The sequence below is a fragment of the Alphaproteobacteria bacterium genome (assembly GCA_020638555.1).
Taxonomy (GTDB): Bacteria; Pseudomonadota; Alphaproteobacteria; order Bin95; family Bin95; genus JACKII01.
In genome coordinates this window covers 21314-35285 of record JACKII010000008.1, presented here as the reverse complement: position 1 = coordinate 35285, position 13972 = coordinate 21314, and the positions used below count along the sequence as shown (strand labels likewise).

Genomic DNA, 13972 nt, shown 5'->3' with positions numbered 1-13972 from the left:
CGATGTCATTCGATTTCGCCTATGACGACCGGGGGGTAACCCTCTCGGTGCATCAGCACTCCGGCGGTTTCCTGAAACGGCTCCTGGCCCGGCCCGTGACGCTGGATATCGACCGTCTGTCGGCGCAAGACCGAAATCTGCTATTTGCGCTCGCCGACCTGAGGTCGGCAGCAGAGAGCCATGCCGACGGACTTGAGATCGACGCCCAGCGCATCCGAATGAGCCACGATGTCGTCGCCGACCTGGACAGCCAGACGGCCGCGACCCTGGGCCTGCCACCTCTGGTGGACCTGATTTTTCAGACCGATGTCGAGGGCGTTCCGGGGCAGGCGCAGTTTCGATTGCGCCACCAGTGGCTGAGGCTCGGCGAAAAGCAGGTGGTGCGCCGCATCGGCTCGATCCTGAAGACGTCCGCCGGCGAACGCCGGCTGCCCCGCTGGCTCCTGGACGCGGTGCGGCTGGCGGAAGGCTTCGAGCCCGGCTCCGACCTGCACGCCCATTGGGAAGCCCTGGCGCGGTTCCGTCAGGCGCTGGAGCCGGGCTTCCACCAGGGCACGGCCACTGCCAGTGCGCACCTGGAGATGACCGACTTCCTGCGCGGACTCCACGTCCAACTGGCCGACAGCTTTTCACTCCAACCGACCGGCAGCGATGACGATCCCAATTTCGACGTCATCCCGTTCTCGCGCAAGACGCTGGAAGACGAAGACGTTGGGGAGGACAGCGGCGCGGTCGTGGCTGCGATGGCGGAACTGGCAGGCCAACCCTTGCAGGCATTTCAGGCCCGCGTGCGCGACCGCGGCGCGCTTTCGGCCTATCGGGTCGGAGGCGGGCGTTATCTCGTCATCGATCGGGCCGCAGCCCCCGCCCTTCGGGTTATGGCGGAAATGCAGCACGCACCGCCACAGGAACGCCGGGCCTTTATCCAGAACCCCCGCCAGAAAATCACGGCGGCGATCGAACAGGATCTGCGCGAGCGCGGGCTGTTGGAGAACCTGACCGCGGCCCAGCAGGAAGAGCTGGTTGAACAGGCCGCCGTTCCGGCCTTCGTCGAGACCAAGGAGTATTCCGCGCGGGTTACCGGCAAGACGATCTACACGGGCTCCCCCATCGTCATCGAGGAAGGCAGCGGCACCACCTGGCTGCCCGAGGTGTTCGGGGAAACGATAGCGCAGATGATCCGAGCGCTGCCGGTCGCAGAGCTGGAGCACATCGAGGAGAAGATCCAGCAGGCGATCAGCCGAAACGAGCAGAGCGTCGAGTACGACGGCGAGCATATCGCGGCCACCCCCACCACCGAACGCGCCATTCGCCGCCAGATCCAGACCCTCGTGGCGGAAACCGGCACCGGACCGGATGACCCGCCCGAGCCCCCGGAACCTCCCGAAGAGCCAGCCCCGAAGGGTCGCGTGATCCTCGACCCCAAGAACAACCTGGAGCAGGTGCAGTGGCAGGCAAAGGTGAAGCCACGCCAGGCGCTGGTTCCCGTCGTCGTTCCGGTGAATGTCGAGACGCCGCTGAAAGACCATCAGGTCGAGAGCTTCCACTGGCAGGTCGAGGCCTGGGCGGCCGGCCTTCCCGGCGTCCTGAACGCCGACGAACAAGGGCTGGGCAAGACCCTGCAAACCATCGCCTTCCTCGCATGGCTGAAGGCCCAAATGGCCGCCGAGGGAGCGCAGGAAAAAGGGCCGATCCTGGTCGTTGCCCCCACCTCGCTGCTGGAGAACTGGGAGCAGGAGGTGGACCGCCATCTGGCTTCGGGCGGGCTCGGCCACCTGGTGCGCCTCTATGGCAGCGGCATTGCAACATACCGACGGCGGGGCGCCAACGGCCCCGACACGCTGGACGGAGAGGAGCATCTCGACCTCGGCTTTCTGCGCGAGGCGGTGGCGAAGGGCCGTGGACACCAATATTGGGTGCTGACCACCTACACCACCCTGACCAACTATCAGCACTCGCTGGGGTCCATTCGGTTTTCGGCGCTGGTCTTTGACGAAATCCAGGCCCTCAAGAACCCCGGCTCCCTCAGGGCGCTCGCGGGGATGGCGATGCATGCGGACTTTCGGATCGGCCTGACCGGAACCCCGATCGAGAACTCAACCACCGACCTCTGGGCGATCCTGGAGCAACTGGAGCCCGGACGGATTCTTCCGCTGTCCGAATTTCGCCAGCGCTTCAACACGCCCAATGAAGAGGACCTGCAATCGCTTTACCGGGTCGTCTTCGAGCCAAACGAGGCGCTGCCGCCCATGGCCATGCGTCGGCTCAAGGAAGACGTCGCCCGGGACCTGCCCGCCAAGGACCGCGTGCTGTATCCGCGCCTCATGCCGGACCGGCAGGCGGCAGCCTACGAAATGGCGCGGGAGAAGTTGGCGTCGGGGACCAGGGGAGCGGCGCTGAAAATGCTGCATCACATCCGCTCCGTCTCTGTGCATCCGGCCGTGACCGCCAACGACGAGCCCGAGGCGTTCATCAGTCTGTCCGGCCGGCTCACGGCCTGCTTCGAGATCCTGGACGCCATCCGTGTCCGCGACGAGCGCGTGCTCGTCTTTATCGAGCACATTCAGATGCAATACCGGTTCATCGAACTGCTGAAAGCCCGCTATGGCTTGCGGCATGTCGATCTGATCAACGGCTCCACACCGATCCACAAGCGCCAGGACATCGTCAACCGCTTCCAGCAGCATCTGGAGCACGATCAGGGCTTCGATGTCCTGGTATTGGGACCGAAGGCTGCGGGCACGGGGCTGACGCTGACGGCCGCCACCCATGTCGTCCATCTCTCGCGTTGGTGGAACCCGGCCGTGGAGGAGCAGTGCAATGACCGTGTCCATCGCATTGGCCAGATACATCCGGTGACAATCCACATCCCGATGGCCATCCATGGAGAATTCCGGGAGCATTCCTTCGACTGCCTGCTGCATAGCCTGATGACCCGCAAGCGGAAGCTGGCCTCGTCGGCGCTCTGGCCGATGGGCGATACCGGCGACGATGCAGAACAGTTGCAGAAGATGCTGGAGGAGGAAGCGGGCTCCTCCGCAACCGGTGATCCGGTCGAAAGCGCCATTCTCAATACATTCGAGCGAGATGGATCGCCGCTGCCGGAGCCCAGTCCCAACGGTGGCTTCCGCTACGCGTAGGGCAATAGCCGGGCGGCAGGGGGCCATGGTGCGACACCGGCTATGTCCGGGAGCGCCATGGGAACGAGATACAATCACCTCAGCCTTGAGGAAGGCTGCCGCCTGCGCGGTCTGATGGAGATGGGATTGCCGAAAGCGGAGATCGCACGCCGCCTTGGCCGCCATCGTCGCCGAGCTGAGCGGGCTGGCGCCAAGGGCGCGCCGCACCATTATGCGGATGGACCAAGTGTCGGCTATATTCTAACCAATCACCTGGAGTTCTCGGATGGGGCGCCTCAACTCCAGTAACAGCATCCAAGAATAGGTGGATGAGGCGACAACCAATACAAGCGCGAAGGGCAAGCGCTAATGTTCAAGTTCATCTTGGAGGCCGACGAGATCAGGCAGCAGCTAAAAACTGTCCTTGAGGATTGCGCTAAAGACGAACATCACACCGATATGGTGTCGTCGACAGTCGATGCGCTTGTCCGACACAGTGCCCGCTTGGACCTGTTAATCGCGATCGTGCCGCCAGAAGCCCCGGGACTGCATTTTATTGGCGGCGTCGCCACGGTCGACGGACGCAAGATAAGCCTCACAGGAACGGGCGAAACCTTCTCAGGAGCGCTGACCCGCTTGAATGGAGAGTTGGCTGAGGCGATCGCTCGTGCCCTGGCGAGCCGGCATTCACGGCCTCCGCTAGTGCTGGGCGGCTGTGCTGTCGCTGCAGATACAGACGGACGAACAGTAGATTTTGGGGATTCCAATGGTTGCGCCGCGCACATTGATCTGGAAGACGCCAGCTTCTCCGCGCTATTGGAACTCATTGAGAGGGATGCCGCCATGCTTTGGTGGCGCGGTGGGCGGCCCGCAGATGTCTTGCAACTGCAGGGTCCGAGTCGTGCTCGGTTCCGCGACTTCCGCAACAGGCTTCGGGCCGATGGCGAGGCGCGAGAAGATCTGTTGTTGCTGCTTTCGGAGGATTTCGGTGTCGCGACAGTCGCAGCAGTGTCTTTTGCGCCCAATGGTTTGCGCTTTGCGTCTGGAATCGCGGCGCGACCTGACGCGTTCTCTGCGGCGTGCGCTGCCTTCCGCGAAATGTGTCAGATGGAAGTCGGCCTAAGACTGGCAGCGCTGAAGCGTGAACACAGTGGCGAACAGGGACTGTCAGACGGTGATCGGCGCCAACTCCGGCGGGCTCGGCTCATCACCCGCGCGATGTTGCCGATTTCGGATGCGGCCGCCCGGCGCGGGGATGGCGAGCCGGCGAGCACGAGGGCGGCCGGCGACCAAGTTCGGGCCCTGGCGTCTCGGCTCGCCCAAGACGGTCTGGAACCGGCATTGTTCGATCTGAGCGTTGCCGATTCACCATTCGTTGTTGCAAAGGCGATCTGTCCCAAGTTGCAGTCTCCATCCTATCAGCATGTTTCGGCGCGATTGCGTAACGTCCAACAATCCGCACATTTCGACGCAATCGTCGGGCACAATGTGCCGCTCTATTGATTGTCGTTGTGCCTGGAGACGGATTGCGGTGACCTAGATATTTAGTCCCGGAGTGTGATGGTCTGTTGTTGTGCCCGCACATGAAGGACGAGTGATGGGCCAGGTCCTCCATGGAAGCGCCGCGACGACGCACGCTCTCCGAGCGGCAATACAGCGATCGCGAGCTTCGATCACGGAACTGAGCCGACCGTAAGCGATGCGTGCGCCCACGTAGCAATCAGCTTGACGTAGGTGTCCAATTCCAGGGCAAGAGCTCGTCGAGGCGGTCGTTGGGGTGGCCGCCCGCGATGGCTTCGAGTGTCCCTTTCAGATAGGCGAACGGTTCGACACCGTTGATCTTTGCCGTTTCGATCAGGGAGGCAATCCGGCCCCAGGCCTTGGCGCCCTCGTCGTGGCCGGCGAAGAGTGCGTTCTTTCTGTTGAGGGCAATCGGGCGCACAAGGTTCTCGACGGCATTGGAGTCGATCTCGACGCGGCCGTCGGTCAGGAAGGTCTGCAGCCCGTCCCAATGGCGGTGGATGTAGCCGAGCTTTTCACCCAGGCGCGATTTTGCAGACACCCGCGCGCGGGCAGCGTTCAGCCATTCCCGGAAGTTGGCGACCAGGTGCGCCGTTCGTGCTTGACGGACGGCCAGGCGGTGGCCGGCATCGGTGCCGCGGATCTCGTCTTCGATCTCGTAGAACCCGGCGATGCGCTCGAGCCCTTCGCGGGCGATGGCCGAGCCGTCGCGTTCGAAGACCTCGCGGAGCTTGCGCCGCGCATGCGCCCAGCAGTGGGCGACAGTGAGCGGAGTGCCGCCCTTGCGCGACAGTCGAGTGAGCCGGTTGTAGCCGGCATAGCCGTCGATCTGGAGAATGCCGTCGAAGCCGTCCAGGAAGGTCTCGGCATGTCCGCCGCCGCGGCCGGGTGCGTAGAAGTAGACGACGCCCGGTGGGTCCGGGCCGCCCCAGCGGCGATCGTCGCGGGCCAGCGTCCAAAAATATCCGGTCTTGGTTCTGCCCTTGCCTGGGTCCAAGACCGGCGCCGTGGTCTCGTCCATAAAGAGTTTGGTCGACCGTTTCAGGTGCTCGGCCAGACGATCGACGACAGGGCCGAGGTGGAAGGCTGCCTTGCCGACCCATCCTGCCAGCGTTGAGCGGTCGATTTGAATGCCCGAACGCGCCAGGATTTGGGATTGGCGATAAAGCGGACAGTGGTCGGCATATTTCGAGACCAGCACGTGGGCGATCGCGCCCTCCGTGGGCAACGCGCCTTCGATCAGCCAGGGTCGCGCCGGCGCCTGTCTCACGCCGTCGGTGCAGATCCGGCAGGCGTATTTCGGCCGGATGGTCACGATCACGCGCAACTGGGCCGGCACAATGTCGAGCCGCTCCGTGCGGTCTTCGCCGATCCGGTGCATGGCCCCGCAACCGCAGGGGCATTCGAGGCTCTCCGGCTCGATGATCTCCTCGATCCGAGGCAGATGCTCTGGCAGGTTACCGATGTTGCGGTTGACAGCCGCCGGTCTTGGGCGCGACGCTGAAGGCGTCGCGTGGGCTGCTGCCGACGCGGTTTCGACCTCTGCCACCGCAGTCTCCAGATCTTCGAACGCAAGCTGACGCTCGTCTACTGTCAGCTTCTCCGATTTCCGGCCGTGCAGCGCATGACGCAATTCCTTGATCAGCGCTTCAAGACGCCGGTTCGATACCGCCAGGGCGGAATTGTCCGAGCTCAGGGCGGCAATCTGTGTCTGCAGCGTTTCAAAAGCCGCCCGGTATTCCGGCGGCAGGACGCTCAAATCGAGATCGCTTGGGGCAGCTGACATGCCATGGATTATACTGCCAGATCGCCGGCCGACGGCCTTTGAGATGCCGCCTGAATCACTCCGTCGCAACCGGCGGGCGCACCCGCCGGCCATGCACCCGGCGCCAGTCGAGCCCTTCGAACAGGGCCTCGAACTGCGCCTTCGAAAGCCGCATCACACCGTCCTTGATCGCCGGCCAGGCGAACTTCCCCGCCTCCAGCCGCTTGTAGGTCAGCACGAGCCCGTTTCCATCCCAGACCAGGACCTTGATCCGGTCGGCGCGCTTGGCACGAAAGACCACGACGATCCCGGAATGCGCCTTCAGCCCGAGTTCCTTCTCGACATAGGCGGCAAGCCCGTCATGGCCCTTGCGGAAGTCCACGGGCTTGGTTGCGATCACGATCTTGACCGCCTGGAAGGGAACGATCACCGGGCGAGGCGCAAGGCGGCGGCGATCTCGGCGATCCGATCGGCCGGCGTGTCGGCGCCGAGACGGATCGTGATGCCGTCGGCCTCGATCTCGATCGGCGTCGAACATGCCGAAGCCTCGTCGTCCAAAATCTCGAGTGCCGAGAAAGCCGGCATATCCTCTGGCCCAATGGCGACGTCGAGCTTTCCCTTGCGCGCCAGGCCCCGCCAGGTGGAGAGATGCTGGGGCGCCAGCCCATGGCGCCGCGCCACATCGCACACCCGCGCTCCAGACTCGAAACTCTCGGCCACGATCCGTGCCTTCACATCGTCCGGCCAAGACCGACGGCCCGTCGGTCCCTCCAGAACCTCCATTCGCGAAACACGGTCGCGAACGTCGTCTAACAAACCGATGTCGTTTTGGTCGAAACGTTTCATCTCACGATCCTTCTCATCAGGATCGTTCAACCGCTCAATCACACAATCAGCAACGTGGGGCGTGCGCATCGCTTACAGCCGACCCAATGGTTCCGCACATCGGCATGACCGGACAAGGCACAATCGGACAAGACAGAATCCAGTATTCCATCGAGTTGTGGGGCCGAAATCAAAATTTCCGAGCCATCGGCATGACGAAATGTGTATGGTGTTTTCTGGGTTGGGGATAGCGTCCAGTAAATGGTGGGAGGCTGTCTTGCAGGGTGATGGCAATGTCGCCGCGAGCGTAAGAATGAGTCTTATCGGTGGGTTTTCGGCACGGTTAGAAACAACGAAACAGATTGTCGATTTGCCGTCGCGCAAGTCGCGAGCGCTATTGATTGTTCTGGCCCTTTCCCCCGATTGGCGTGCAACACGGGAGCGCATCTCCGGCCTGCTTTGGCCGGAGGCGTCGCCATCGCATGCGCAAGGCAGCTTGCGGCGGGAGGTTTGGGCATTGCGCGCCCAATTCGGCTCTGTCGGGCTGATGCCGCTGGTTACAAGCCGTACGCATCTTGCCCTTGATCCGTTCGTTTGCCGCATCGATGTCAATGAGTTGTTCGATCTCGACCAATTGCGTGCCAATGACGCCTCACCGCTGTTGACCCGAAGGTACTTCATTGACGAAATCGCGTTTGGATTTGAGGATATTCTATCGGATTGGATATATGTTCGCAGACAGGACCTCCAAAACCAGTTGTTGGAGCGACTGACGCGGGCACTAGAACAGCCGGAAACAGCGAGTGACCCACGCATGTGCCTGCGGTTGGCTCGTGTCATCTTGAACATCGATCCGACCAATGAATCCGCGTGCCGCATGGTCATGCGAAATTACGCCAAACTCGGCAATCGTGCCGGCGCAATGCGGGCCTATTCGGAACTCTGGTCTGCGCTTGACGAGGCGTACGATGAAGAGCCCTCGGCACGGACCCAGGAACTGTATATCAAAATCAAAACCCAACCGAGCGGTCCGGATGCGTTGTTGGCATTGCCGGCGGAACCGGTGGCGGCGAACCGGTCGGCAGAGGCTGAGGGAATAGCGCTGACGATTTTCTGTTCCAATCAGGCTGAACCGGGCCTGCCAGCCCGGGAAAACCGGATCTCCAACGGCTTGCGCCAAGAATTCCTGGCCGGCCTCTCAAAATTTCGCGAATGGCGCATCGTCACCGGCCCGCAGGAACCATCGGAGGCGCCCCCGACCGCCTACACGCTCGACATGTCGATCACGGTCGATCAGGACGATGCTTTCATTGCGTTCAACTTGGTTGAGGGTTTCAGTTCGGAATTGATCTGGGGGGAATCGATATCTTGCAAAACAACGAATTGGTCTAATATTCAACAGAGAATTGTTCGCAAAATTGCTATTGCACTGAATTTGAATATTATTTCAGATCGTATATTTCGCGCCCGACAGAAAGAAGATTTAGATCTGGATTCTTATGATCGTTGGCTGCGCGGGGAGGAATTGTTTTTCACTTACAACGGGGCGAACTGGCAGCGTGCCGAACAGTTGTTTGAAACGATTTCGCCCGGTTCACCGATGTACGGCCGGGCCCAAAGCTCGCTGGCACAGTTGGAAAACTCGCGCCATCTGGTTTTTCCGGGGTTGCGCCGAACGCCCTATACCACGGCGCTCGCGCTGGAACGGTCGGACCGTGCCGTGCAGTTCGATCCCCTGGATTCGAGGGCGCAACTGTGCCGGGCGTGGAGTCTGGCGATGTCAGCCGCGTTTGACCGGGCGGAGATAGGCTATGAGGCAGCACTCAGCCTGAACGGCAACGATCCCTGGACGCAGGTATCGTCGGCGCTTGGCCTTGCCTTCGTCGGGCGAGAGTCCGAAGCGATGCGGTTGATCCGACGCTTCCTGGAAAACCCGGCGGCGTCGCCAGTGCATCTGGGCTATCTGGCAACCGCCTACTTCATGTGCGGCGCGTATGCGGACTGCGTTGCCGCCACCACGGCGGCGGACGACGCGATCCAGAACCTGCCGGCATGGCGCGCGGCAGCGCTTGCGCTGCTGGGCGAGACTGCGCCGGCGGCGGCTATTGCGGCCGAATATGTTCACCAGACCGCGGGGAATTGGCATGCCAATGTTGCCCCGACGTCGGAAGCGGTCGCCGATTGGCTGTTGCACTGCTTCCCGATCCGCAACCAAACGCGCTGGGCGCAGCTGCGCGACGGATTGGCGATGGCGGGCCTGCCGATTGTCGCTGACGGCTCGCTTTCCGCGCCGACCGGTGCCTCGACACCGATCGACGCGGATCGCGGCCCCACTAACTGAGCGCCGGCTCCAAATGTGGCCGGTACAATGATCCGGACGCTAAAGGTGCGATAGCATGGCGAGGTGGGACCCGCCGCTTGCTATCCGCATTGGCCGGTCGTGTAGTCAGCGATGCGCTTGGCATGCAATGCCAGCTTCTTTTGCTTGCTCATCGCCGGCGGTTCGGACTGGTAGAGGTCGTCATAGAACGGAGGCAGCGGGTAGGCACCTCCCTGCTCCAGTTCGACCTCCGTGTCGATGACCATTGACGCGACCGGAAGAACGAGGTTCACCACGTCCGCGGTTCGATGGGTCACGACCAGACCCTTGTAGTTGTTCGGCACCACCAGGCCGACATTGTGAGCCGCCGCCTGCGCCTTGAAATCGTCCAACGATTTGGGCACCGGCTCTTGGCCCTTGACCCATTTCTTGATGAGTTTGCCGAAAGCTTCATAATCGGTAACCCTAATCCGATTGTTCATCGTCGATGCTCCCTTGGGAATCTCCGCATAGGGATGGTATGTCCACTAGCGGAATGTGCTGCTCGGACGGAGGAAGGGCCCGCTGCACATAGCAGAGCATGTCGGGCATCGTCGTCGGGACCGAGCCCCCAACAACGCCAAATATTTGATCTGCAAGCTCACCTGCTGCCTGCTCCTGAGCGGCTGCATTTCTGCCTGCAATCCGTTCGTGGCGAGATAGAGCGCGAAAAATCGTTTCGGCGACGACCACCGATCCAAGCGTACCCAGGCGTTCGCCCTTTGCCTCGATGTCGGCCTCTAAAAGGATGTAGAATAACAAGGGCGGGTCGGACGCGATGCAATTTGCTTCGTCGGTGTCGAGTAACGACCCGCCTGGTGCGGCCTGCAACCAGTCGCCAATCTTTCTTTTCCGCAGCTCCTCGCATCGCAGTAAATTGGAGTTTTCGGTGATCCGACTTGGCCCGCGCTGAACGATAATATCGGCAATTGAGGCCACCGATCGCAGTTCGGCGACATTGCCGCGCATGAAGTCGAGACCCAGCAAGCTGTTCAAATAGTGCTGATAGGCACTTTTCGTCGTCTCAATACTGAGTTTGGTTGACATAACCAATGTGGCATGCGGCCGAATTTTGGCGCTGGCGTTGACTGCGGGTTTGATCTCTTTTGAAAGTGGGCACGTAAAAGGAAAAAATAAACCCCAGTCCACTAACCAATTTTTGGTGAGCGGCAGATGAAAGTGACCCCGAATTGGAGACCGCGATAATGATTCTTCCAATGTAAAAATACTATTTTGATTGTGGCGGAATTTGTACTCTGGCCGTACCATTGCATGGCCAATACGACCAGCGGCGTGGGCGAATTCGTATGTGACGGTCCCGGTATGGGCCGATTTGTCAATAAAATTATCATATTCAGAAGAATAGAAATTGTATACATTTCGGTTTAAGAGCCGATTCATTAAATCGCAGCGAATGATCCGCCTATAGACATGGGCGACTACGTGGCGAGCGAGCGTACTCACAACGGTGAGGCGATACGCTTCATCGAACTGGAACGCTGCTGTTGGCTGCGTTCCAAATTCTGGCGGGATTTTAAGCTGCCCTTGCCGATCAATTCGGGCCAGCGCTGCCAATATCATATTGTAAAACAAAGAAAATGCGACCGTTAACTGTGATAGCACCGCGTTCGTATCGTTGCGGGGGTCCACGCAAAGGCTGGCCACGGCATCCCTCGCACCCGACTGCCGTTTGGTTCGGGGCAAATCGCGCAAGGGACCGGTCAACTCAGCGCCCTCCCGGGCCGGCTCCAGCCGCAAGCAGGCGGCGGCATGGCCCGCTTCCGCTTCGGATCGCGGATGGGCGCCAAATGCTCCCCGAGCGGTACTCGGGCCGTGGGCCAGTATGGTCTCCAATCCCAGGCTCGCAGGACGGGTGTTCCAGATCGGGCGCTCCACGCCCGTGAGTTCATAGGAAGAAAGCGCGGTATTTACCAAGTCATGGCCGACCAGCTGGGCCAGATAGGTGTACCCGGCCGGTATGCTGTTGTTTGCCCAATCGGCTGCGTTATCGCTTCTGACTTGATTCGTGCCGATAACGTTAGCGAGCTTCTTGAGCATCGCTGCATTGGCATGCTCGTTGCCCAGGCCCCGATAGCGCTCGCTTGGAGCGGGGGGGCCGAACAGGTGGGTGAAACCAACCATGGGATTTGGCTGGTCGTGGCCCGCGCCGTTGCCGGAGTTGCTATCATCCATGGCTTTGCTCCCGTTCGATCCCAACGCCGCTACAGTACATTCGGCCAGAGGTGGCGCTCAATCAAAACAAGCCCGCGGTTGTGGATTGGGGGATTATCTTCCAGCGATTTCACCGGGAGATGGTATATTGACCCCACTCCAAAAGTAAATTCGAGTGACTTGGCTACGGGTTGTGCTTGACTAGCGCCTCGACATTTAGCTTGCCGTAGCCCCATGCTGCGTTCCAGCACCCGTGGGTATATTCGTCCTGGGATGCGGTCTTGATCAGCCGGCGTTTTGCCTCCGCCCAGGTCAGTTGTGGCTCCCGTTCCAACAGCAATGCGAGCGCCCCGGTGACGTGTGGCGCGGCCATACTGGTGCCCTGCATCACAGTGTACTTGCCGCCGGGCAGCACGAATTGCGCCGGCATGTGCGCCTGAGCCGACAGCGCCGAGACGACCCATTGGCCGGGCGCAGCGATCTCCGGTTTGTTATCCTGGTCGCGGGTCGGGCCGCGGCTGCTGAAGTATGAAACGTCCTTCGGATTCACCTTGTCGAACATGACCTCGCCGGCGTCCGTCGGCCACGACTTGCGGGTTGCATACGACGCGACGGTGATCGCCGAGAAGGCCGTCCCGGGCATGCCGACCGCATGTGAGCGCGTTGCGGCGGCGGTGAACTGGCCGCCACTGCCCACAAACCAAGCATGGGCCACGCCCACTTTGGCTTGACCGTTGGTGGCCGTCATGATCACGCTCCATCCGTCGCGCAGGCGCCGGGCCGGCAGAGCCTTGATCATGAATGCCGTGCGGTCGTCGCCCGAAACCGGATCGATGTCCCTGAAGGTGTCGATCGCGTAGTAGGCGCCACGCAAATGCCCCGTGTTGCTTTGTGGCGGCTTGAGGTACTCCCCCAGCGGCGTGCGCACGACGATGTCCAGTTCATCTTCCTTTAGCGTGTAGATCTGGAGCAAGGCTTCAGACAGGCTTTGCCCCGGCAAATCCGGCGGCAGCAATTCGAAATCGGCGACCCAGCGCCGGCTCCCGTCTGCCGCAACCGGCAATTCCGGAAAGCGGGCTTCGGCGTGCAAGCGCCGGTCGCCCTCGTTGCCGGCGGCGACGACCACCATACGGCCTGGCTCGTCGCACAACTCGTCGATGACGCGCTCCGTGATGGAGGAGCCATCGTGCGCGCCCCAATGCCCGCCAAGGCTCAGATTGACCACGCAGGGCTGATTGCGCTGCTTGGCAATTTCGAACAGGTGGGCGATGCCGGCGGCGATGTCGGCCGTCTGGAAGCTGGTCTTAACAACCGCAAGGTCGGCGTCCGGTGCGACGCCAATATAGGCCGGGTCTGCGATCCCGCCTCCGGCCGCGATACCGGCAACGTGCGTGCCGTGGCCATCTTCGTCGGTCGGTTCCTGCGATGGCGAACCCGTCTGGTCCCAAAACTCGACAATCCGGGATGCGCCATTCCGCTTGAAGTCCGCGTGCGTGCCGTCGATGCCGGTGTCGACAATGCCGACCAGCACGCCCTTGCCTGTCAGTGCCTCCAGGCTCGGATTCCGGCTGTTGCGGGGTGCGACTCTGACGCCCGTGGCGAGGTGAGCCTTGTCGAGCGAGGGCGTTGCGATCGCGCTCGCTTCGATCCGACGGACATCCTCGCGTGCGGCCAGGTCGAACAGCTTGTCGATCTCGACACGGCCGATCAGCTTGGTCTTGGTCAACTTGCGGACGTCTTTGACGACCGTAACCAATGCATCGGCATCATCGGCATCGATTACGACCATCAGCAGTCCGTTGTCGTCGAGCGCACCGGCGACCGCCGCGAACGCCGGTGCATCCTCGCCGCCCCACTCCAGGCCGGGGTCGCCGAAAAAGCCGAAGCGACCGGACCTCCGTTGGCTCAGGCGGTCGAACCCCTGTTGGCTCAGGCGGTCGGGCCCCCTTTGGCTCAGGCGGCCAGCCCCCCATTGGCTCAGGCGGCCGGCCCCCCATTGGCTCAGGCGGTCGGGGGCGGGTGACGGCGGGTCGCTATTCCGCTCGCGCTTGATGGCCTCAATGGTCGCGACGGTCTCCTTCGCTCGGGTTGCCGCAAACGCGGCGGCGGCGTCCATCTTCTTCAGCAGCTCGATCTGCTGTTCGTCCAAATTGCCGGTGTTGTAGCCCATCGGGCTTTCGTTGGATGTCGTCATGGTGTTGGCTTTCCATT

At 61.7% G+C, this 13972-nt stretch carries 9 protein-coding genes; 3 read left to right on the top strand and 6 right to left on the bottom strand.

Features of this window, described 5'->3' with window-relative positions; translation table 11 throughout:
- Positions 1–2 precede the first annotated feature (2 nt).
- Both H6844_20230 and H6844_20225 read left to right on the top strand, forming a co-directional pair.
- Positions 3–3140, top strand: a complete 3138-nt coding sequence (locus H6844_20230; GenBank protein MCB9931730.1) for a DEAD/DEAH box helicase — start codon at positions 3–5, stop codon at positions 3138–3140.
- 348 nt (positions 3141–3488) lie between these two features.
- Positions 3489–4622: a YcaO-like family protein gene (locus H6844_20225; GenBank protein MCB9931729.1), complete on the top strand. Its 1134-nt coding sequence runs from the start codon at positions 3489–3491 to the stop codon at positions 4620–4622.
- A gap of 217 nt (positions 4623–4839) precedes the next feature.
- Here H6844_20225 and H6844_20220 read toward each other — a convergent pair whose 3' ends face one another.
- The 3 genes from H6844_20220 to H6844_20210 are packed head-to-tail and all read right to left on the bottom strand — an operon-like array spanning position 4840 to position 7251.
- On the bottom strand, positions 4840–6426 hold the full coding sequence (locus H6844_20220; GenBank protein ID MCB9931728.1) for an IS66 family transposase: 1587 nt from the start codon (positions 6424–6426) through the stop codon (positions 4840–4842).
- Positions 6427–6481: 55 nt separating this feature from the next.
- A complete protein-coding gene (gene tnpB / locus H6844_20215) occupies positions 6482–6943 on the bottom strand; it encodes an IS66 family insertion sequence element accessory protein TnpB (protein MCB9931727.1) in 462 nt (153 codons plus the stop codon).
- A complete protein-coding gene (locus H6844_20210) occupies positions 6832–7251 on the bottom strand; it encodes a transposase (protein ID MCB9931726.1) in 420 nt (139 codons plus the stop codon). Before H6844_20210 ends, tnpB begins: the two co-directional genes overlap by 112 nt.
- Before the next feature lie 292 nt (positions 7252–7543).
- Here H6844_20210 and H6844_20205 point away from each other — a divergent pair, with 292 nt between their 5' ends.
- Positions 7544–9571 (top strand): hypothetical protein, encoded by a 2028-nt coding sequence (locus tag H6844_20205; protein MCB9931725.1) that lies wholly within the window; start codon positions 7544–7546, stop codon positions 9569–9571.
- An 80-nt stretch (positions 9572–9651) separates the two neighbouring features.
- On the opposite strand, the gene H6844_20200 is transcribed toward H6844_20205, so the two are convergent.
- The 3 genes from H6844_20200 to H6844_20190 form a co-directional block, all read right to left on the bottom strand.
- Positions 9652–10032: a hypothetical protein gene (locus H6844_20200; protein ID MCB9931724.1), complete on the bottom strand. Its 381-nt coding sequence runs from the start codon at positions 10030–10032 to the stop codon at positions 9652–9654.
- Positions 10016–11782 (bottom strand): hypothetical protein, encoded by a 1767-nt coding sequence (locus H6844_20195; GenBank protein ID MCB9931723.1) that lies wholly within the window; start codon positions 11780–11782, stop codon positions 10016–10018. Before H6844_20195 ends, H6844_20200 begins: the two co-directional genes overlap by 17 nt.
- Positions 11783–11945: 163 nt before the next feature.
- Positions 11946–13955 carry a S8 family serine peptidase gene (locus tag H6844_20190; GenBank protein MCB9931722.1) on the bottom strand — a complete coding sequence of 670 codons (2010 nt, stop codon included), beginning with the start codon at positions 13953–13955 and terminating at the stop codon, positions 11946–11948.
- Positions 13956–13972 lie beyond the last annotated feature (17 nt).